This is a genomic window from Marinobacter sp. M3C, assembly GCF_023311895.1.
Lineage (GTDB): Bacteria > Pseudomonadota > Gammaproteobacteria > Pseudomonadales > Oleiphilaceae > Marinobacter.
In genome coordinates, this window is record NZ_CP092284.1 from 296,032 (window position 1) to 317,862 (window position 21,831).

At 54.1% G+C, this 21,831-nt stretch carries 18 protein-coding genes and 2 pseudogenes; 10 read left to right on the forward strand and 10 right to left on the reverse strand.

Annotated features, from left to right (window positions below):
• Positions 1 to 558 (forward strand): manganese efflux pump MntP family protein, encoded by a 558-nt coding sequence (locus tag MIH18_RS01330; protein WP_249008839.1) that lies wholly within the window; start codon positions 1 to 3, stop codon positions 556 to 558.
• Between the two features lie 44 nt (positions 559 to 602).
• Here the strand turns inward: MIH18_RS01330 and dmeF are convergent, their stop codons facing one another.
• The 8 genes and pseudogenes from dmeF to MIH18_RS01370 all read right to left on the reverse strand — a co-directional run bounded on the left by dmeF (position 603) and on the right by MIH18_RS01370 (position 7,114).
• Positions 603 to 1,547, reverse strand: a complete 945-nt coding sequence (gene dmeF, locus MIH18_RS01335) for a CDF family Co(II)/Ni(II) efflux transporter DmeF (protein WP_249008838.1) — start codon at positions 1,545 to 1,547, stop codon at positions 603 to 605.
• Positions 1,548 to 1,601: 54 nt separating this feature from the next.
• Positions 1,602 to 1,880 carry a metal/formaldehyde-sensitive transcriptional repressor gene (locus MIH18_RS01340; RefSeq protein WP_249008837.1) on the reverse strand — a complete coding sequence of 93 codons (279 nt, stop codon included), beginning with the start codon at positions 1,878 to 1,880 and terminating at the stop codon, positions 1,602 to 1,604.
• A 339-nt stretch (positions 1,881 to 2,219) separates the two neighbouring features.
• Positions 2,220 to 2,351: pseudogene (locus MIH18_RS01345) on the reverse strand (DUF411 domain-containing protein); the annotation flags it as partial.
• Positions 2,352 to 2,469: 118 nt separating this feature from the next.
• Positions 2,470 to 4,659, reverse strand: a complete 2,190-nt coding sequence (locus MIH18_RS01350) for a TonB-dependent receptor (protein ID WP_249008836.1) — start codon at positions 4,657 to 4,659, stop codon at positions 2,470 to 2,472.
• Positions 4,660 to 4,780: 121 nt separating this feature from the next.
• Positions 4,781 to 5,515, reverse strand: coding sequence for an energy transducer TonB (locus tag MIH18_RS01355; RefSeq protein ID WP_249013673.1), 735 nt, complete (start codon positions 5,513 to 5,515; stop codon positions 4,781 to 4,783).
• Positions 5,512 to 5,946: a biopolymer transporter ExbD gene (locus tag MIH18_RS01360; protein WP_249013674.1), complete on the reverse strand. Its 435-nt coding sequence runs from the start codon at positions 5,944 to 5,946 to the stop codon at positions 5,512 to 5,514. Before MIH18_RS01360 ends, MIH18_RS01355 begins: the two co-directional genes overlap by 4 nt.
• A 3-nt stretch (positions 5,947 to 5,949) precedes the next feature.
• Positions 5,950 to 6,369 carry a biopolymer transporter ExbD gene (locus MIH18_RS01365; protein WP_249013675.1) on the reverse strand — a complete coding sequence of 140 codons (420 nt, stop codon included), beginning with the start codon at positions 6,367 to 6,369 and terminating at the stop codon, positions 5,950 to 5,952.
• Entirely contained in the window at positions 6,347 to 7,114 is a 768-nt protein-coding gene (locus MIH18_RS01370) for a MotA/TolQ/ExbB proton channel family protein (protein WP_249013676.1), read from the reverse strand. The genes MIH18_RS01365 and MIH18_RS01370 overlap by 23 nt, the downstream gene beginning before the upstream one ends.
• 250 nt (positions 7,115 to 7,364) lie before the next feature.
• On the opposite strand from MIH18_RS01370, the gene MIH18_RS01375 reads away from it, so the two are divergent.
• Complete coding sequence (locus MIH18_RS01375; RefSeq protein ID WP_249013677.1) at positions 7,365 to 7,622, forward strand: hypothetical protein; 258 nt, start codon at positions 7,365 to 7,367, stop codon at positions 7,620 to 7,622.
• A 516-nt stretch (positions 7,623 to 8,138) separates the two neighbouring features.
• Here MIH18_RS01375 and MIH18_RS01380 read toward each other — a convergent pair.
• Together MIH18_RS01380 and MIH18_RS01385 are read right to left on the reverse strand one after the other, a co-directional pair.
• Positions 8,139 to 8,405, reverse strand: a complete 267-nt coding sequence (locus MIH18_RS01380) for a hypothetical protein (RefSeq protein ID WP_249013678.1) — start codon at positions 8,403 to 8,405, stop codon at positions 8,139 to 8,141.
• A 156-nt stretch (positions 8,406 to 8,561) separates the two neighbouring features.
• A complete protein-coding gene (locus MIH18_RS01385) occupies positions 8,562 to 8,912 on the reverse strand; it encodes a hypothetical protein (RefSeq protein ID WP_249013679.1) in 351 nt (116 codons plus the stop codon).
• A 223-nt stretch (positions 8,913 to 9,135) separates the two neighbouring features.
• Here MIH18_RS01385 and MIH18_RS01390 point away from each other — a divergent pair, with 223 nt between their 5' ends.
• The 8 genes and pseudogenes from MIH18_RS01390 to MIH18_RS01425 all read left to right on the forward strand — a co-directional run.
• On the forward strand, positions 9,136 to 10,473 hold the full coding sequence (locus MIH18_RS01390; protein WP_249013680.1) for a TolC family protein: 1,338 nt from the start codon (positions 9,136 to 9,138) through the stop codon (positions 10,471 to 10,473).
• A gap of 5 nt (positions 10,474 to 10,478) precedes the next feature.
• Positions 10,479 to 11,762, forward strand: a complete 1,284-nt coding sequence (locus MIH18_RS01395; RefSeq protein ID WP_249013681.1) for an efflux RND transporter periplasmic adaptor subunit — start codon at positions 10,479 to 10,481, stop codon at positions 11,760 to 11,762.
• Positions 11,762 to 14,884: an efflux RND transporter permease subunit gene (locus MIH18_RS01400; RefSeq protein WP_249013682.1), complete on the forward strand. Its 3,123-nt coding sequence runs from the start codon at positions 11,762 to 11,764 to the stop codon at positions 14,882 to 14,884. The genes MIH18_RS01395 and MIH18_RS01400 overlap by 1 nt, the downstream gene beginning before the upstream one ends.
• A gap of 267 nt (positions 14,885 to 15,151) precedes the next feature.
• Positions 15,152 to 15,661, forward strand: a complete 510-nt coding sequence (locus MIH18_RS01405) for a (2Fe-2S)-binding protein (RefSeq protein ID WP_249013683.1) — start codon at positions 15,152 to 15,154, stop codon at positions 15,659 to 15,661.
• Positions 15,658 to 17,988 (forward strand): molybdopterin cofactor-binding domain-containing protein, encoded by a 2,331-nt coding sequence (locus MIH18_RS01410; protein ID WP_249013684.1) that lies wholly within the window; start codon positions 15,658 to 15,660, stop codon positions 17,986 to 17,988. The genes MIH18_RS01405 and MIH18_RS01410 overlap by 4 nt, the downstream gene beginning before the upstream one ends.
• Positions 17,989 to 18,053: 65 nt before the next feature.
• Positions 18,054 to 19,517 (forward strand): malate:quinone oxidoreductase, encoded by a 1,464-nt coding sequence (locus MIH18_RS01415; RefSeq protein ID WP_249008824.1) that lies wholly within the window; start codon positions 18,054 to 18,056, stop codon positions 19,515 to 19,517.
• A gap of 55 nt (positions 19,518 to 19,572) precedes the next feature.
• A complete protein-coding gene (locus MIH18_RS01420; protein ID WP_249013685.1) occupies positions 19,573 to 21,309 on the forward strand; it encodes an isocitrate/isopropylmalate family dehydrogenase in 1,737 nt (578 codons plus the stop codon).
• A gap of 79 nt (positions 21,310 to 21,388) precedes the next feature.
• A pseudogene (locus MIH18_RS01425) lies at positions 21,389 to 21,772 on the forward strand (HAD-IC family P-type ATPase); the annotation flags it as partial.
• Positions 21,773 to 21,831 lie beyond the last annotated feature (59 nt).

Sequence of the window (21,831 nt, forward strand, 5' to 3'; positions counted from 1 at the left end):
ATGAACCCCATAGCCCTTCTGTTGTTGGCTCTTTCAATGTCTACTGATGCGTTTGCAGTAGCCATATGCAAGGGAGCAAGCCTTAAAAATCCCCGGTTCTTCGAAGCGCTAAGAATGGGCCTCATTTTTGGATTAATTGAGGCCATCACTCCCCTTATCGGTTGGTTAATCGGTAATATCGCCGCGTCTTATGTGGATATTTGGGGTCACTGGATAGCGTTCGCGTTATTGGTGGCTCTTGGCTTACACATGCTCTATGAAGGCCTGAATCCATGTAGGGAAGCGATAGAAAAGCCCTCTAGACATTCTTTTCTCAAGATCGCTTTGACCGCATTTGGCACCAGTATTGATGCAATGGCAGTGGGTGTAAGCCTGGCATTTGTAGAGGTGAACATATTTCTGGCCGCTGGGTTAATTGGCCTGGCCACAACGGTAATGGTTACGTTAGGCGTTATGTTGGGACGAGTGGTGGGTTCACTGTTCGGCCAGAAGGCTGAAATTATGGGCGGCCTGACACTGATTGCCGTTGGCGCATGGATCTTGTCAGGCAATCTTTAACTGTCAGCCATTAATCTATCCCACGCACTTGGGTGGCAGCGCCGTTAGGAATGCGATGGGCAGGTTTCAACTTCCACTGTCACATGTACGAGCGACGAGTGGCCGGTTTGGATTCGGTCACGGTAATGGCCGGGAGACTGCGGATAGCGGGCAACAATCGCGACAATCGCGGCGTACAGATTGGGTCCAATCGACCAGACATGGAGATCACTCACACGCGTATCGTCACATTCCACCGTACGTTTGATGTCCTGCATGATACTTGCTTGCTGTTCGTCGAGTAATACACTCGCAGTGGTCCGCAGTAGGCCCCAAGACCAGCGGGTGATAAGTATGGCTCCAACAATGCCCATAACCGGGTCCATCCAGTTCCATCCCGCATATTTGCCGGCAAGCAGGGCTATGATGGCCAGGAGAGAGGTGAGCGCGTCGGCCAGCACGTGGAAATAAGCCGCTTGGCGATTATGATCGTGATGGCTGTGGTGATGGTGGCTATGTGATTCATCTTCATGATGGGCGTGGCTGTGATCATGATCATCGCCGAGAATCCAGGCCGAGACGCCGTTTACGATCAAACCTATAACCGCAACAAAAATAGCGCCGTTGAACGAAATGACAACCGGATTCATAAAACGGTCGACGCTTTCGATCACCATAAAAAGCGCGAATCCAGCTAAAAGTATGGCACCGGTGAATCCTCCCAGTGCATTCACCTTGCCGGTACCAAAACTGAAACGTGCGTTAGTGGCGTTCTTCCTGGCGTACGCGTATGCGAACGCAGCGATGCCCAGCGCTGTCGCATGTGAGCCCATGTGTAGACCGTCGGCAAGCAGTGCCATGGAGCCATACACCAAGCCGGCCGCAATTTCCCAGACCATCATCACCAGAGTCAGTCCGACGACGATTAATGTGCGCTTTTCGCCAGACCGCTTCTGGTCTTGCCCAAAAGCGTGGTCATGGTGCCAGTTTGAAATATCTTTTTCATGCATATGTTCGCGTCCTGATAATACTTTTGGTTGAGTAGGGAGCCACGGCGAGCGCGTTTACTTGAGGTAGGTGCGAATGACGTCCATCAGTTCATTGGCACCCTGATTGCGCTCGGCGTCGCTTGTGATATCGGGATTAGCGACGTGCATCTGCATATGGTCTTCCATGACTTCGGCCATAAGACCATTCGTGGCACCGCGGACGGCGGCGATCTGATGTAATACTTCACCGCAGCCTTTATCTGTATCAAGGGCTCGTTCCAACGCTTCAACTTGGCCCCGTATACGGCGCACGCGGCCCAGCAACTTGGCTTTGTTATGTGTGATATGGCTCATGGGTAACCAGTCAAAATTATAGGGTAGGGGGGTATTGTATAATAGACGACAGAAAAGAGCTATAAATGTAAGTTGGCAATGAAACGATGAACAACCGTTCGAGGGATGACGCACTGATTTTCCGATGCCAAGTTAACTATCAGCTGACCTCTTCGCCCAGGCCGTATGACGCGGACAAGGTTGAGCCCCCTATACAGAGAGAGCAAAGGCTCGGCCAAAAAGCTTTTATGCAGGTTCCAGAATCAGCAATGACTCCGCCGGTGGGCACGGGCAGATAGCCGGGCATCAGGGCGGAGTACGAGGAGATAAAAGAGGTGCCAAGCGGCAAAGTTCGGCGTATCAAAATTGGTACCGTTTCACGCTTTCGGTTTGATCGGTGGCGGTGAAAGCCAGTACGTCGTATCTGTCCTGCCGGCCAGTTTCCGTTCCGGGAGTGCCATGCGGCATTCCCGGAACGGAAATTCCGATTGTCTTGTCACCATGCGGGTGAGTTGCCCTGATGCTGATGTGGCATCAAGAATTGAGTCTCTGGGCAATTACTGGTTTCTGAGTTAACCCGCCGGAGGACGGAATTTGCCACCTTGAGACGTCAGAAATCGACGCTGATACCCACATAGGCCGTGCGAGGCAGGTTGGGTCGGGCGCCATGGGGGCTGCGGGAAACGATTTCCTGGTCATCGAGGACGTTATCGACCTTGGCATAGACCCGGGTGGATGAGTTCAGGGCGTAGCTGCTGGAGAGGTCCACCACGGTGTAGTCGTCGGTTTTACGGAATGTGTTATCAGTGCCTGAGCGGTCACAGCTGTTGTTAATGCAGGTTTCGTCAACATACGAGATATTGACGTAGGCATCCCAGAGGTTGCCATCGCGCAGGCCTGCACGCACAGATACGACATTTTCGGGCAAGTCTGCCAGGTTGTCGCCCTTGCGCACGCTACCATCGTCGCTGTCTTTGGTGACTTCGGCATTGGTGTAGGTCCACGTGGCCTGCACCGGCGCAGTCAGACCATTGGCGAGCGTGAACTCAGAGGCGGCCAGCAACTCGATGCCCTGAATCTTCGATTCTCCTTCGCTGACTGTCCCGGAATCAATGATCTGATTGCCGGCGCTGCAGGGATTGGCGATGGAGCAGTTTCTCACGGTATTTTCATAATCGCTGTAGAACACGATGGCTTCGGCACGCAAGCCATCATCGTTATATCGTGCGCCAGCCTCGAAGTTGGTGCTCAACTCCGGCTCCACGTTGGTGCCGCCGGAGCCGGCGGGCGCCATGCCGCGGTGCACGCCACCGATCAGGGTAACCGTCGGGGTCAGACGGTAGGTTGCGCCAAGACCGGGCAGCACTTCGCTGGTGTTGTTGCTGGCAGTTTCGGTTTCACTGGCGGATGTGCGCTCCGAGGTGCTCCAGCGAGTCTGCGAGGTTTCAATATCTTCATAGCGCAGCAGGGCGGTTAAGGTCAGGTCGGGGTTAATGGCGATCCGGTCCGCGAAGAACAGGTTGAGGGCCTCGGCCTCGTCGATGCGGTTATCACCGCCGGTGGGTGCGATCTGTTCAACAAACTCGAAGGCCGGGCGGCCGTTGTTGATGACCTGCTCATAGCGATCCTTAGGCTGGAAGCGATCCGCTTCATCTTCGTGCACGCGGGCACCAATGGTAATGTCGTGGCGCATACCCGCCAGTGTAAGGCCATAGTCGGCTTTCACTTCGATACCTTGGGACAGGTACTCCCGTGCGCCGTTGGTCAGTGTGAACGGGCCAACGGGCTCGGTACCCTGCAGCTGGTTGTAGGCAGTCTGGTCGCCATTGTTGGCGGCTTCAATCAGGTTATTGAAGTTGCCTTTGTACCAGTTGCGCTTGAACTCGTTGCGGTAGATCGTGGTGGTCAGTGACAGGTCTTCAGTCAGTTCCACCAGATGCCTGGCGGAGTAGCCCTTGTGACGGTTGTCCATGTTATCGAGCTGGGACAGGAAGTAACGCTTGTTCGGGTCACGCCTGAAGTCGTCGTCGGTTAGCCCAAGGTAGGTTTCGTTGCTCAGTTCCTCACTGTACTGGAACTTCAGATCGAGCTGGTGGTAAACGTCAGCGGAGGCGTCGGAATTAAAGCGCGCCTTGGCAACGTAGTCCTGCTTTTCGAAACCGGTATCACGGCTGGATTGTTGCAGTTCTTTGAAGCCGTTTGTTTCGTCCTGGAAGGTTTCGATCACGAATCCGGCGTTGTCGGTGCTGTTGCCGTACCAGCTGTGAATGCGTTTGCCTGCATTTTCCGAGATTTCGGTCGTTACATGACCAGCTTCCGATGAGGGAATTGGTGTTGAACGCAGGTTAATGGCTCCACCCACCGTATAGGGGCCGTAACGCAGCAGGTCTGGCCCTTTCAGAACCTCGATTCCGTTCATTCTGCCGAACGTTGGTGAGTAGTAAGCCGCTGGCGCCGAATAGGGCGCCGGAGCGATCATCACGTTATCTTCCATCAGTGTGATCTTGGAAGAGCGGCCGGAGCCTGAGCCACGAATGCCGATGTTCGGGCGCAGGCCGTAGCCATCCTCTTCCTTCAGGTAAACCCCTGGCACCTCTCGCACGGCTTTGTGAATGTCCGTGTACTTCATGGTTTCCAGGTCTTCGCTGGTAACCACATGGGCGGAACCGGGCAGGGCGGATGCGGACGCATCATCACCGATGATGACCAGTTCGTTGAGGCTATGCTCTTGGGCCATGGTCGGCACAGAGGCGGAAAGGATCGACAGTGCCAGAAGGTTTCGGGAAAAAAGCGCAGACATGTTGCTCTCCTGTTACAACGGGTTAAAATCAGAGGGGCAACTATACGAATGTTAATCATTAACAACAAGCACTAATTCTTATCTTTTGGTTTCGCGTATTTGCCAATCTGTTGCTGTGTGTTTAACGGAGCTGGAACGAGACCGGCAATTGGAAGCGGAAAGTCTCGCTGGTCATGTCATCCGGTACTGGCGGAAACGGCGACGCCTCTTGCAGCATATTCAGTGCCGCGTTATCCAATATGCGGTGGGATGAACCTCTTAACAGGCGATAATTCAGGAGTCGACCCGCCCGATCAAACTCGAACACCACGACGGGCGTTCCCTGCATGCCCAATCGCCGGGCACGACGCGGATAGTCCCGGTAGGCGCTCAGGTGGCGTACCAGTTTTGAGAGGTAGTTGTCCGTCTTCTGCGATGCCCCCGCGCGTAACTGTTTTTTTGTGGGCTGGGCGGCTTTTTCAGATTCGGGCGCAGTCGCTTCTTCAACTGTTCCAGCGCTGGCTTGTGCAACCGATTTACTGGGTTTATCCGCCGTAGTTGCCTCGCTTTCTGGCTTCGGCTCTGGCTTGGGGGCGAGTTTTGTTTCTGGATTGGGTGCCGGCTTTTTTTTGGGCGTCGGATCGGGCTGTTGTTTCGGCTCCTGCCTTGGAGCCGGTTCGCCTATTGATTGCGCAGCCGGTTCCGGTTCGGATGCCCGGTCGGCCAGTGTAATGTGAATTGAGCGCGTCTGGCTGGCTGGACCCTTACCCTCGAGAATCGTGATCAGCGGCTGTGTCGTGGATAGTGCCGTAAGCAGTACCGTTCCGGTCAGGCTGATTGCTGCCAGCAGAATAAATAGATGCGTCCGTGTACTCATGAGCCGGGCTGGACCAGTAAGACAATGTCCTTGTAGCCACCGCTTTCCAATCGCTGAAACAGTTTTTCCATAGCTGCCATTGTCATGGAGCGGTTGGCTCCAATGCGCAAAGGCGTTTCGTTATTGGGTGGGGGCAGCAAATGCAGTAATTGGGCTTCGGTGATTGACTGGCCATCAACGAACCAGTCACCGGAACTTTTGACGACCAGATCCGCCCGGGGTTTTGTGGGCGTTTGCTGAGCGCTGGAGCCCGGAAGGTCGGGCAGGGATGTGGAGCTCATCTGGCCTACCGCGATAAAAAACATCAGCAACAGGAAAACCAGATTGATCAGCGGCAACAGGTTGTCCTCCACCCGGGACATCAGTGTTTTTTCGCTACCGGCAATCGGAACGGTCAACGTCGTCGATTGAGCATTGCCTAAAAATCTCACGATTCACTGCCCCTCACGATTTGATGACGCGGTTGCGCGCATCCAGTGAACGTCGATACCGACGCTTTTCAGGGCGCTCAGGCTGGTCGTGAAATTCGCCAGCGAAGCCTCCCCAATTGCTTTCAAGTTCACTTCCCCAGTCCCGTTCTCAGTAAATTTCCTGACCATTGCGGGGATTGGCAGACGTTGCCCACGCCAGCCCAGCGTGCCATCACCGTAGAGTGTCATTTCCGAGATTGACTCGCCGCCGGTGGCTGACCCCGTTGGCGTGGTGGCGTTGTCCAGCAACAGATGCTCCACGGGCAGCAGCCGGGTGGTCAGCATGAAGAACACCAACAGGATAAACACCACGTCAATCAGCGGCGTCAAGCGAATCGGTAGCGGCCGGGCCGGGCGGGGTTCAACCAGTTGCATAGGTGGCATCGCGTTGAGCCTCCCGGGGCTCTGCAGTTACCGCGGGCGCTGGCTTCTCTGTTGACCGAGCCCGGGTTTCGCGAATCTCAATGGGCGTGGTAATCACCCGTACCAGGGTGTCATTGATCATCAGGTTCAGCAGGCGCAGGCGGAATTCCGCCCAGGTGGCAATAGCCGCAAAAGGAATCGCTACAACCAGCCCCGCCGCGGTGGTGGTCAGTGCTTCGTAGATACCGCCGCTGAGTTGCGAGGCATTGGCCTGACCTTCGGCCACCGACATGGCGCTAAAAGCAGACATCATTCCCATTACCGTGCCCAGCAGGCCTAGCAGCGGCGCCAGTGCAGCAATCACTTCGATGACTTTCAAGGGTGCCTCGAATGGTTTCAGCGCCTGCTGGGATTGGCGTGCCAATTCTTCACGCACGTTTGTTCCATCGCGGCACTCAAGCATGGTGGTCATCGCCACGCGAATTATCTGTGGCAACGGGTTGCATCGGGCAGGCCAACCCGAGACGTCGTTCAACGATTCAACACAGTGCTGTGACGGTTGCTGTTGCCACTGGTTGAGGGTTTTTCGCAAGCGTGAAGTCAGGCGAGGTGCGAAGAGCGCACCGGTGATAACCAGATAAAAGAACGCCACCACGCCAAGAACCGCCAGTCCCAGCAGTGCCCACATGACGGGGCCGCCCATCTCGGTCAGTTGCTGAAGGGGATTTAGGGCCGCTCCGCTGAGGTTCGTAATGAGGGGGTTCATGATGATCTGGCTCCGCAATAGGTAAGGGTGCGAATGATAACGATTGATATTACATTAGTCTAGTTGTGAACACCTTAGAACCCGGAAACCCTCTACGGAAGCAAGATGATGCTATTAAAGTCAGGGCCGTCCGAGTTCCGTCTTCTTGCTTGGCGTCGCTGTATTGCTCCTGCTGGAGGCCGCGGCTTATCATCGGAATTTCAGTCAGCCAGACCTGCCTGCTTATCCGGCTGATATTGTCTAGTGCCATTTGTTAAATCCGATTGCCGCTGTGGATGCGCTGGCACACATTTCACCGTTGGCGGGGGTGTTTTCCAGCAGCGACCACCTGCAAACCGTCACGGCGCTCGTGGCAGCCTATTTCGGCTTGCCGGGTAAAGACTGGCGAGTTTGTTATCAGGCCAAAAATAAAGCGGCTGTGCGTGCGCGATTGCAGACCGAGGAGCAGGGTGGTTGTTGGTTTGCCGAGATTCAGGATCCGCCAAGCCAGAATTGGCATTTTCCATAGTAAAGAACATGATTAGGGTTGCTGCTGCAATAATTTTTTTCTGTATTGAATTCTATTTTCCAAATTATCGAAATTGATTTAGTGATTCAGTTTGGTTTCAGGTTTGTATGTTGTAATGCTTGAGCTTTAGGTGCCACCAGCACGGAATAACGGTGCAAATGGTTCCGGAGTTTTTGCGTTTTTGGGTTTTATTTGCCGCAGGAGCCATCCTGCGGTATTTTTCTATTCTGTTTGGAATCTCTGAGGTACGCACTTCCTTCTTGTGGACTTAGGAAGCTTTGAAGAACTTTTCAAAATTAGCGATAGTAGGGATGCGCACGGCCAGATAGCCGGGCATCGGCGGAGTACGAGGAGAAAAGAGCGATGCCAAGCAGCAAAGTTTGGCGTATCAGAATTGGTACCGTTTCACGCTTTCAGTTTGGCCGGTGGCGGTGAAAGCCAGTACGTCCTAGCTTTTCTTCCGGGGCATAAGGCAAGAACCAGCCATGCTAAGTGAGGCATGGCTGGACAGGTTTATTACGATTTCTGGTGCCTGGAGTCTTGAACACCCATCTGTTCTGCATGATTCGAACCCGATGAATTCGAATGATTCTTATATTCAGCTTTATCCATTTTCATGTGTATGTTTCTATGCTGCATATGCAACATTTTAGGGCTAACGGTCTCGACTGTTTTGTTTGGATAGCTTCGCGCCTCGTTAAAGCGATCCGCCAAACCAGAGTTGGCATTTGCGGTCATTGAGAACAAAGCTGTAATTGCAGTCGCGATAATGATCTTTTTCATGTTGAACTCCTTGCTCTGAATTACTGTTCGTTAAATCGTAATTCAGATTGGTTTCAGGTTTATATGTTTTTCTGCTCATCTCTCAAGGTGTCAACAGCGCGAATTAAATAGTGCTAACGACCCTTGAGATTTTTCGAATCAATCTAACCCTAGGAGTTATCCTGCGGTGTTTTTTTGATCCTGCTCCAATGCTCGGTGGAAGGCTCTACCTTTTTCCGTCATCATATCAAGCCGAGCTTCCATACCCACTTCAGACATTCCGTACAGCGTCATTTCTTTATGAAGGCGTTGCATGTCTTTGTTCTCGAGCACCTCGGTCTGCGTCGCGTCCTTATCCATGCCGCTGTGCATCGAATTCATTTTTTTGTGCATTGATGTCATATTGCTGTGCATTGAGCTCATATCGCCTTGCATCGAACCGCCGCTCTTAGTGTCTTGCTGCATGTTGCCTGCGAAGACTGCTGTGGATAACGTGATCGCGGCTAAAAATACAATGGGTGTTTTCATGATGTACCTCTTGGTTGGTTGATGAAACGATTTAAACATCTCTTCCTGAATTCACCCTGAAAGAAGTAATAAAATAAATGTAATAATTGTTATTGATATTTATCAGTCATTAAGAGCGATTGATTCAGATCAAAATCACACAATAAGTTTTGAAATTTCAGCCTGAGTTCAGATAGCGCTTTTATGATTCTTCGCTGCGTACCAATTCAGTGGAGAATAGAACGTGAATGACTTTGTTCGTGTATATAAAGCAGCGGTAATAGGCGCCTTGCTTCTAACGAGTCTTGGTGTTTCTGCGGAACCGACACTGGCCCTTGAAGACGCCATTGATATTGCCATTCGAGGCGACCCCTGGTCAGCCCAAAGCATTTATCTGCAACGGGCGCTTATTGATGAATCCGTTGCAGCAGGTGCCTTACCGGATCCACGCATTACGTTGGGCGCCGCAAACCTTCCCACCGATACCTTCGATACCGGCCAAGAGGGCATGACACAAGCCACTATTGGCCTCAGCCAACGATTTCCTCGTGGTGACAGTCGGTCTCTCGCCCGCGATAAAAAGATACAGCTCGCCGAATTCCAGTCGTTTCAGCGGGAGAATCGACAGGAGCTGGTGGTTAGATCGGTCACTTACCTATGGCTTGAGCTTTGGAAAGCGCAAGAGAGTATTCGAATAATTGACAACAATCGGGGCCTTTTTGAGCAGCTGGCAGACGTTGCTGAAGCCGGGTACACCTCAACGTTGACCGGTTCACGGCAGCAGGACATCATTCGTGGATCTCTTGAGTTAACCCGCCTTGATGACCGCTTAACGGCGCTTCACTCACAGTTGGAAACCGCTCAGGAAGAGCTGGGAGAGTGGGTAGGTGCTGATACGTTTCGTTTACGGGTAAGCGAACGTGTTCCCTCGAATCTGTTAGCCAAGCTTGTTAACACGCCGTCTTATGCCAACGGCAACTCCGCGGTCACTCACTCCTCAATTCGCGCCACCGACCAGTTGATTGATGCCGGGTCACTCGACATTGAGCTGGCGCGCCAGGCTTACAAACCTGAGTGGACCGTATCGGCGCAGTATGGATATCGTGACCAGGCTCCGGGCGGGCAAGACCGGGCGGATCTTTTTTCAGTCGGGATTGGATTTGACCTGCCTTTTTTTACCGGCAATCGCCAGGACCGCACCGTAAGCGCGGCAATCGCGCGGGTGGAAGCAGCGAAGTCTGATCGAATACTGCAGGTTCGGCGACTAACAGCCGAAGCGCGTGCGGCGGCTGCCCGAATTAACCGGCTCGATGACCGCATCCTGCTTTATCAGCAAACGCTGCTTCCGCAAATAGCGGAGCAGGCGAATGCAGCTCTCTCAGCTTACAACAACGATGACGGCGATTTTGCCGAAGCCGTACGTGCGCGTATCGCGGAGCTCAACGCTCAAGTTGATTTTATACAGATGACCGCTGAGCGCGCCAAAAACGTGGCGAACTTTCGCTATCTCACCGCTGATACCTCTAATACCTCTAATACCTCTGACTCACCCTCGTTTTCACTGAAAAATTCCCAGGATTAACACTCATGGCAAATGTTATGCGCCCATTGGGCTTTCTGTTGTTAGGTGGCGTAGCCGGTGCGGCAGCAACCTATTGGTTTGCCCCCGACACATCAAAGGATTCGGTGGTCGAGGCCACGAGCAGTGTCAGTAAAGAACCCGTGCATTGGGTAGCGCCCATGGACCCCAATTTCAAGAGTGATAAACCGGGTAAATCGCCGATGGGAATGGATCTGGTTCCTGTTTATGCCGAAAGCGGGTCGGGTAAAGACGCCCCAGGCACGGTTCGTATTTCACCCAGCGTGGTTAATAACTTGGGCGTGAGGACGGGCCCGGTCACCCAGGGGCGGCTGCCGAATAACATAACAACGGTGGGGTACGTTCAATACAACGAAGACGATATGGCTCATGTCCATCCTCGGGTTGAGGGTTGGATCGAGAAGCTCTACGTGAAGGCAGAGGGCGAAGCGGTCGAGAAGGGCAAGCCTCTGTATACACTTTACTCACCCACATTGGTCAACGCCCAGGATGAATTAGTCCTCGCTTTGAACCGGGGTAATGAGCGTTTGATCAATGCTGCCAAGGAGCGGCTCGCGGCCCTCAATGTGCCGGAAAGCGTGATACGACAGCTGACCAAAACCCGCGAAACGCGGCGCACGTTGACAGTGTATGCGCCCACCTCAGGTGTTATCGACAACCTCAATGTTCGCGAAGGTATGTTTATCAAACCAGGGGATCGAGTTCTTTCCATTGCGGCACTGGATGAGGTGTGGGTTATTGGCGAAGTATTTGAACGTCAGTTGGCGGCCGTGGCATCCAAAAGTCGCGTGGTAATGACGCTGGATTACCTGCCCGGGCGCCAGTGGACGGGCGAGGTGGATTATGTGTACCCGGAAGTGAATTCCAAGACCCGTACGGCTCGGGTGAGAATGCGTTTTGACAACGCCGATGGCACTTTGTTGCCGGGCATGTTTGTAGCGTTAAACATTCAGGGGGCACGGGCAGGCCGGCAACTGCTGGTGCCTCGCGAATCGGTTATTCGAACGGGTCAGAGCGATCGACTGGTGCTGGCATTGGATGGCGGGGCATTCAAATCCGTCAATGTGGATGTTGGACGGATGGGTGACCAGTACGCCGAAATCCTCGGCGGTGTCGTGTCGGGCGATACGGTGGTTACATCCGCCCAGTTCTTGATTGATTCCGAATCCAGTAAAACCTCGGATTTTCAACGCATGTCGGACATGCCGGCCAGCACGATGGATCACGGCGAGATGGACCACGAGACTATGGATCGTGAGGGAGCCAACTAATGATTACAGCCATTATTCATTGGTCCATCCGGAACCGTTTTTTAGTGTTGCTAGCAAGCCTGTTGATATCAGGGCTGGGCCTGTACTCACTCAGTAAAACCCCGGTTGATGCGCTTCCGGATCTGTCCGATGTGCAAGTGATCATTAAAACCAGCTTTCCCGGACAAGCACCGCAAGTAGTAGAAGACCAGGTCACCTATCCATTGACCACCGCCATGCTGTCGGTTCCCGGTGCGGAAACCGTGCGTGGCTATTCGTTTTTCGGGGACTCTTACGTTTACGTGATTTTCGATGAAGATACCGATATGTATTGGGCGCGTTCCAGAGTTCTGGAGTATCTGTCGCAAGTGGTACCCAACCTGCCAGATTCTGCGAGGCCGCAATTAGGGCCGGACGCCACCGGTGTTGGCTGGGTCTATCTCTATGCATTGGTTGATCGCACGGGGCAAAACGACCTGAGTCAGTTGCGCAGCCTGCAGGACTGGTTTCTGAAGTACGAATTACAAACGGTGCCCGGGGTATCAGAGGTGGCTGCTCTCGGCGGCATGGTGAAGCAATATCAGGTCAAGGTCAGCCCGGAAAAGCTCCGCGCCCTCGGAATTCCCCTGTCGCTTATCCAAACAGCGATTCAGCAGGGTAACCAGGAAGTCGGAGCGTCGGTCATCGAAATGGCCGAAGCAGAATACATGGTGCGTACCTCCGGCTACATTGAATCCCGAGAGGACCTGATGGTGATTCCGCTGGGTCTGGATGTAAACGGCACACCGATTCTGCTCAAAGATGTGGCCAGTGTAGAAGTGGGGCCACAGATGAGACGCGGTATTGCCGAACTTAACGGGGAAGGGGAGACCGTTGGTGGCATCGTGGTGATGCGCTTCGGTGAAAATGCCCAGGAAACGATCAATGGCGTCAAGGCCAAGCTGGTCGAACTGCAATCGAGCCTGCCCGATGGCGTTGAAGTGGTCACGGTTTATGATCGCTCTGGCCTGATTGAGCGCGCCGTCGACAATCTCTTTTTTAAGCTGCTGGAAGAATTTCTGGTCGTCGGCCTGGTGTGTATCGTCTTTCTGTTTCACGTCCGCTCTTCGTTGGTGGCGATTGTCAGCTTGCCTGTGGGCATTCTGATGGCGTTTACCGTCATGTACTGGCAAGGCATCAACGCCAACATTATGTCTCTCGGCGGTATCGCCATTGCTATCGGCGCCATGATCGATGGGGCCATCGTTATGATAGAGAACATGCACAAGCATATGGAGCGAACGCCACTCACACCCGAGAACCGATGGGAGATTGTCGCTAGGTCTGCCTCTGAAGTTGGCCCTGCGCTGTTTTTCTCCCTGTTGATCATTACAGTCAGTTTTGTTCCCGTGTTTGCGCTTGAGGCGCAGGAAGGGCGAATGTTTGCGCCACTGGCGTTCACCAAAACCTACGCCATGGCGGCCAGTGCGTTTCTTGCCGTGACGCTGGTTCCGGTACTGATGGGCTACTTTATCCGGGGTAAAGTGCTGCCCGAGCACAAGAATCCCCTCAACCGGGTGTTGGTCGGTGCCTATATGCCGGTCTTGAAGCTGGTGCTCAGGTTTCCCCTGTCGACGGTGCTGGCTGCTCTACTGGTATTGGCTGTTGGCCTGTGGCCAGCAACAAAAATCGGTAGCGAATTCATACCCCCGCTGGACGAAGGGGACTTGATGTACATGCCAACGACCTATCCTGGAATTTCAATCGGCAAAGCCCGTCAGTTACTTCAGCAGACGGACAAATTGATTGCGACGGTGCCAGAAGTGAAGACCGTGTTCGGCAAAGTAGGGCGTGCGGATACGGCCACCGACCCAGCACCTTTAACCATGATTGAAACTTTCATTCAGCTCAAACCCCGCGATCAGTGGCGCGAGGGCATGACCACAGACAAGCTCAAAGAGGAACTCAACACACTGATTCAATTTCCTGGTGTCACCAATGCCTGGGTAATGCCGATCATCACCCGCATTGACATGCTGGCAACGGGTATAAAAACACCCGTAGGCATTAAAATCGCCGGCCCCGATCTTAAAACCATCGAGGATGTTGGAAAGCGCCTGGAGGAAATTTTGGCAGACGTGCCCGGCACGGCGTCAGTTTACTCAGAGCGCGTAGCAGGTGGTCGATACATTAAAGTGGACATCGACCGCGAGCGTGCTGCCCGTTATGGTCTGAATATCGCGGACGTACAGCAAGTGATTGCCACCGCAATCGGCGGGATTAATGTCTCCAGAACCATCGAGGGTCTTGAGCGCTACCCCATTAACCTTCGTTATCCGGAAGACTACCGGGATTCTCCCGAAAAACTGGAACAGCTTCCCATCGTAACCACCACGGGCCAGCGGATTGCGCTGGCTGATGTCGCCGATATCCGGATAGAAGACGGGCCGCCGGCGATCAAAAGTGAAAATGCTCGTCTTAACGGTTGGTCCTTCGTGGATATAGAGGGTGTAGACGTCGGCACTTACGTTGAACAGGCGATGGCAATCGTGCAGGCAGAATTAGACTTGCCGGCGGGTTACTCCATCGCCTGGTCGGGCCAATATGAGTACATGCTTCGCGCCAAAGAAAAGCTGACCTACGTGGTTCCGCTGACACTGGCGATTATCATCATTCTGCTGTTTCTGAACTTCAGGAACTTTGCGGAAGTGGGCATTATCATGGGTACGCTTCCGTTCGCAATGATTGGAGCTGTTTGGCTGATGTATCTGTTGGGTTATAACTTCTCCGTCGCCGTTGGTGTTGGTTTCATTGCTTTGGCGGGCGTAGCGGTGGAGATTGGAGTCATCATGCTGGTGTACCTCAACCAGTCCTATCAGACAATGCTTGCAACCTGCGAACAGAAAGGCTTGACGCCCAGGCGGGAAACGCTCCGTCATGCGGTGCTTCACGGTGCCGGTATGCGAGTACGGCCGGTGATGATGACCGCGGCCGCCATCATCGGTGGTCTGGTTCCGATAATGGTCGGCACTGGAACAGGTTCTGAGGTGATGGGTCGAATTGCCGCACCGATGGTGGGCGGCATGATCACTGCGGTTATTTTGGCGCTATTGGTGATTCCGGTATTGTTCTATTTATGGAGGCGCAAACCGCTCTCAAACTAGAGCTTTGGTAAAGTGCAGGAGCTCAGAGTGAGTGGGCTCTTGCACGGGCCTTTTCCCCACCTAAACCGGTGCAGGTGGCCCGGATCCACCCTGTGATACAGCCGATTTCACACGAGCGGACGGCGTCAATGTAGAAGGCTGGTTCGCGGTAGTTGGCGCAAGACTCATTCTGATGCGAATTGGTGGCAAGTCCTCATAACTGTTAAATTTACAATCATTGTACTAACGACAATGTGAACCAAACGGCAGACTATGAGGGACAGACCCATGATTACCCTGACTATAAACGGACAAGAGCACGAGCTCGACGTTCCCGACAGCATGCCGCTGCTTTGGGCCATTCGAGATGTTGTCGGCATGAAAGGCACCAAGTTCGGATGCGGTATCGCTCAGTGCGGTGCTTGCACCGTTCACCTGAACGGGGTCGCGATACGGTCTTGTGTTACACCGGTCGCCGCCGCCAAGGGCGAAATTACAACCATTGAAGCCATGGCCGACGATCCCGTTGGCCATAAAGTTCAGCAGGCCTGGCTGGATCTGGGTGTGGCGCAGTGCGGTTATTGCCAAGGTGGCCAGATCATGAATGCCACGGCTCTGCTGAAGAGAACCCCGGCACCACAAACCCAGGAAATTGTCGACGCCATGGCGGGCAACCTGTGTCGGTGTGGCACCTATAATCGCATTCTGGCGGCCATTGAACGGGCTGCGGGCACGCAGGCTGTTGACCCTGGGGATATGGACACTCGAGATATGGACAAAGAGGAGGCCAGCTCATGAGCCGATCAGACGACACACTGTTGCTCGCTAATGTCAGCCGTCGCGGTCTTTTGAAAGGATTGGTCGGGGGCTCTGCGCTGCTGCTGGCAGCTCGCTGGGATCTGGCGCTCGCCAATGAACAGGCCCAGTTTGGCGCCGGTGCCATGCCCGGCGGTTGGATTGATAACCCGAATGTGTTTATTCAAATCGATTCAGACGGTCTGGTCACCATTATTTGCAACCGTGCCGAAATGGGGCAGGGCATCCGTACAAGTCTGGCTATGGTAGCTGCCGACGAGTTGGGTGCAGACTGGGGCCAGGTTCGGGCGCAGCAGGCGGAAGGCGACCAGGATAAGTACGGCAATCAGAATACCGACGGTTCGCGCAGCATGCGTCACTGGTATGAGCCCATGCGCCGCGCAGCCGCCGCCGCCAGATTGATGCTTGAACAGGCCGCAGCCAATCAATGGGATGTACCGGTACACGAGGTGCGAGCCGAAATCCACAAGGTAGTGCATCCAGCCACGGGCCGGGAACTCGGCTTTGGCGAACTCGCAGAAGCCGCAAGGGCGCTGGACGTTCCCGGTCGAAACGATCTGGTGCTGAAATCAGACAACGAGCTGCGCTTTATTGGTAAGGAATCGGGACTAATCAACGGTGAGCTGAAATCTGCCCACCCCAAAGCTATTGATGGTGAGGACATTGTTACCGGCAAGGCGATTTTTGGCGCCGATATCGATCTGGAGAACACCCTCTACGCGGTCATAGCGCGGCCGCCAGTCTACGGCGCCAAGGTGAAAAGCGTCGATGACAGCGAGGCGCTGAAGGTTGCTGGTGTTAAAAAGGTGATCCGCATTAAAGGCGCGAGCCAACCCGCAGCATTCAATCCTTTGGGTGGGGTTGCCGTGGTGGCATTCAATACCTGGGCTGCCATGGAGGGTCGCCGCGCCCTGAAGATCGAGTGGGATAACACACCGGCCGGAGACAATGCCGATTACACCTCCGATGCTTACCGGGAGTCTCTGGAAAAGGCGGCGCAATCTCCCGGCAAAGTTATCCGCCAATCCGGCGACGTTGAAACCGCCTTGCAGAACGCCGAAAAACGTGTGTCAGCAACCTACTATATGCCCCATATGGCGCAGGCCACCATGGAACCCCCGGTCGCGGTGGTAATGATCAAGAACGGTAAGGCCGAGGCCTGGGCTCCGGTCCAGCATCCAAGGGCGGCGCGGGAAGGCATCGCAGGAATGTTGGAAATGGAGCTGGACAATGTAACCCTTCATCAGACGTTGCTTGGCGGCGGCTTCGGTCGCAAGTCGAAACCGGATTTTGTGATGGAGGCTGCCCTGGTTGCAAAGGAGTTCGAGGGGCAGCCCATCAAGCTGCAGTGGTCCCGCGAGGATGACATTCACCACGCTTACTTCCATGCGGTTTCCGTCGATCATCTGGAAGCGGGCCTGGACGCCGAGGGCAAAGCTACCAGCTGGCGCCACCGCACCCTGTCGCCCAGCATCGCCTCGCTCTTTATGCCGGACCCCAAACACAAAGGGGAATTCGAACTGGGCATGGGTTTTAACACCATGCCTTTCAATATTCCTGCTATCCGGCTAGAAAATCCGCCTGCACCGGCTCATGTGCGTATTGGCTGGTTCCGATCGGTGTACAATCTGCCCCACGCTTGGGCGATCCAGAGCTTTGCCCATGAAATGGCGGTGGCCGCTGGCAAGGATCACCGTGATTATGTTCTGGATTTGCTTGGGCCGGCCCGGAAAATTCACAACCTGACCGTTGGCGATGGCTGGAACTACGGTGAGGATCCGGACCTGCACCCGATCGATATCGGCCGGATGCGCCGGGTGATTGAGCGCGCCACCGCAGAGGCGGGCTGGGGGCGCAAGACTGGAAAAGGGCGAGGCCTGGGCCTGGCGTTCCACAACAGCTTTGTGTCCTACACGGCTATTGTTTTTGACGTGGAAGTGGATGACAAGGGCAAATTGACCATTCATCGGGCGGACATTGCCTTCGACTGCGGGCCCCAGGCCAACCCGGAGCGAATTCGGTCGCAGATGGAGGGTTCTTGCGTGATGGGCATTGGTATTGCCCTACAAAGCGAGGTGACCTTCAAGGATGGCGTTGCCCAGCAAGATAACTTTGACAGCTATCTGGTCCCGAGAATGCCCGACGCGCCAAAAGTGGTCAGGGTGCACCTGATCGACAATCCCAACGACGCAATGGGCGGGGTGGGTGAGCCCGGCCTGCCGCCCGTTGCGCCGGCACTGTGCAACGCCATCTATGCGGCGACAGGGAAGCGCATTCGGCGCCTTCCTGTCGGCAACCAGCTGAGCTAACGCCGATACAGAGTTAGGACTCTAGCGGGTCCTTGTAAACATTTGACGCTGGTGAGTAGACCTTTATGAATGTAGTGATCATAGGCGCAGGAATTATGGGTACCACTTTTGCCACCCTGGCAAAAGAGATGGCACCGGAGTTGGACATCACCATCTTAGAGAGACTGGACAGTGCCGGGGCGGGCAATTCCTCTCCGTTCTGGAACGCAGGCACAGGGCATGAAGCGAACTGCGAGCTCAACTACACGCCAGTCGATGAAGAGGTCATTTCGGTTGAAAAAGCGCTGAAGATCCACGCCCAGTTCAATGTCGCCAAGCAGTTCTGGGCTCATCTGGTCGAAAAGGGCGCCATCAAAGACCCTAAAACGTTTATCAATCAAACCAAACACTGCACCATTGTTTCCGAATCTGATATTGAAGAACTGCAGTTGCGGTTCAAGGAAATGTCGACCCATCATTTTTTTGAGCACATGCGTTACTCAGAAGACTTTGATGAAATCAAGAGCTGGATTCCATACACCATGGACGAACGCCCACGCCATGAAAAAATGGCGGCGACCGTTATTGAGACGGGTACAGACGTTAATTTTGGTGCGTTAACGGAGCAAATGGCGGCCTACGCAACCCAGAACCTGGGTGTGAAATTTGAGTATGGCACCCACGTTAAGCGTGTGCACAAGAGCCCGACCGGGCGATGGGTGATCAAGGCTGAGTGCAACGGGAAACTAGTTCAGCACAAAGCGGATGTGCTTTTCGTGGGCGCTGGTGGGGGCGCATTTCCCCTGCTGAAAAAAAGCCACTTGCCGTTTCGTAACCGCTTCGCCGGTTTCCCTGTGGGCGGGCGTTTTCTTCGGGCGCCGATCAGTGAAGAGCAAGCGGGGTATTACCGGGCTAAAACCTATGGCAAAGCGAAAGTGGGCGCGCCTCCCATGTCTGTGCCGCACCTGGATTTGCGAGTGGTTGACGGTAAGCATTACCTATTGTTTGGTCCTTTCGCCTCATTCAAACCTCGCCTCGAGCGAGACCGAGGGTTTTTTGATTACATAAGATCAATTCGCTTACATGATATCCCTGGCTTGCTGAATGTTGCTTTAGAACACTTCCCCTTGGTTAAATATCTGATTTCAGAAACGTTTAAGGGCAAAAAGAGCATGTTCGAAGAGTTGGACAGCTTTGCGCCTGGGTTAAGTAAAAAGTTTGATTGGAAGCCGGTTCAAGCTGGCCAGAGAGTGCAGATCATCAAAGACGGCGATCTACAGATGGGCACAGAAATCCTTGTGTCTAAAGACAAAACTTACGGGACTCTATTGGGAGCATCGCCCGGGGCGTCAGTTTCGCCTGAGGTTATGTTGCGCTGTCTGGAACTGTTGATACCGTCTGTCTTTGCTAAAGAAGGCGCTAAGGAAAAGAGGAGCGAGATTTTCCCCGAGGATAATCTGGATACACTCATCAGCCGTCCTGACCGTTATCGGGAGATTCGCGATGCAGCTAATCAACGGCTGGGGATAATTCAGCCCAAAGCACAATAAGATCGATCTATACTTTCAGTACTGTCACAACTGCCAATACCGCGGAGAGTAATCTATGGACAGCAGGATTAATGTAACGTCGCCTTTGGTCATCCTCCATGGCGATGAAATGGCTCAGGTTGCTTTCGAGCAGATTCTAAAAAAATTCGTGACCGCGCGCCTGAAAATCCAGCTTGAGGAAATCGACCTGTCCGCGGAATACCGCCTGCTAACCAACGGCCAAGTGGTGATTGATGCCATTGATGCCCTAAAGCGCCATGGTGTGGGGGTAAAGAACGCCGGCATGACCGTTAACCGCCAGCAACTGGAAGAACTGCTTCACAAGCACCCAAGTGTGGACTCTAGCAACCTTCATCCCCTGGCCACCAAATCTCCTAACGGTGCCATTCGCAAGGGCATCAGCGGCAATATAACCCGCGAAGACATCCAGTTTCGCAACCTCAAGATCAGCCGTCCGGACTGGATCGGCCGCGATATTGAAGTGGATACCATGGAATGCGGCGGCATTAAAGACAGCTTCAACCAGCTGTCCCAAGCCACAGGCGTGGTCAAGCTGATGTTTGTGGGCAGCAGCGGCGACCCGGTAGAGCTGCACCGCCGTGATCTCCACAAGGGCGATCCCTGGCTGCTGGCCACCAACGATGTTGAAGACGTTAAAGCCTGGGCTCACCGCTTTTTTCAGCGTGCTATTAACGAGAAACGGGATGTTTATCTGGGCCTGAAAGACACCGTTATCCCCGGCTACGACGGCGCCATGCGAACGGTGATTGAAGACATCTACCAAAGCGACTACCGGCAGAAAATCAACGCCCTGGGGTTGAGCTACCACTACGAACTCATCGACGCACAGGCTGCACGTATCGTCTCTAACCCGCCAAAGCGCGCGCTTTGGGGCGTGCCTGACAACACCACCGGGCGTAAGCTGCTAAAACTGGTCAATCAGCTGCGAGAGGTCGGTATTCCCGTTCGCAGTGCCCATGTGTCTATTTCCCGCATGACCGCCGGCGGTGGCGACCAGTATGGTAGTTTCAACATGCCGGCGCAGGAAGATGGCATCCTCAAAGTGATTGTCGACGGCGAAGAGAAACACGCACGGCGTGTCAGTAACGGCGACCCCATACTGTTCATGTCCAATGACCATGAAGCCATCAAGGACTGGGTGGCACAGGTGTTTCGCGACGCTTCCCGCAAGAACAAAGAGGTCTACTTCGGCCTTAAACGCGAGTACATGGAATACGACGAAGTCTTCAGTAATGTTATCACCGAAGTGCGGCGGGAACTGGCACGGGAGCACACGCCACCGCCGTCTTTCATGATCATGCGGCCCTCCAGTCAGCTCAAGAAGATGATCACCGATCCCCCGAGAAATGCGCTCTATCCGTCCCAGAATCTGGACGGCGATATCTTCTCGGACATCTCCGCTGCTCTCGGCGGCAGCCTGGCCACTGCCAGCTCCATCATTGAGAGCAAAGATGGTACCATGCTGTTCGAAGCGCCCCACGGCACCGCCCATGACCTCTACCTGAAATATCTGGCGAGCGACGGCCGCGACGCCCACTTTAATCCCTCTGCCCTGATTTTCGCACTCGCTAACGCTCTGGAATACCTGGGCGAGCGCGAAGGCAACGCACCCCTGGCCAAATACGCGGTGAACCTCAAAGCAGCCCTGACCGACACTGTCGACAGGGGTATTGTTACCGCGGATCTCAAAGGCAAGACCGTCGACCCGGATTCAGAGCAGGTGATGGATATGACAGGTTTTCTGGACGCTGTGGAAGGCGCGCTGAAGTAGTTTTCAGCCAAAAGAGGACGTTACCCAAGAACTGAATCATCTGTCTTTTATCGCTTTTGCTGATTGGCTTGCGGACAAAAAGGACGAAGGCCGAATTGTTGTAATGGCAGGGGATGGTGTGAACGATGCGCCAGCCTTGGCCACCGCAGACGTTGGCATCGCCATGGGTACCGGGACTGACGTGGCCATCGAAAGCGCGGGCATTACCCTTTTGCGCGGCGATTTGATGGGTATTGTAGAAGCGCGGAAGTTGTCGCGAGCAACCATGCGCAATATTCGGCAGAATCTGTTTTTCGCGTTCGTTTACAACGCCGTCGGCGTGCCGATTGCGGCGGGAGTCTTGTATCCAGTTGCCGGTATCCTGCTGTCGCCCATCATTGCGGCTGCGGCCATGTCGCTGTCTTCGGTAAGCGTCATCACGAACGCCCTGCGATTGAGGGTGGTGAAACTATCAGACGACTAGGCTGATGGGGCCTCCCTCGGAAAAGGAGATGTGTATGCCTTATACAGTGGACCCCTTGT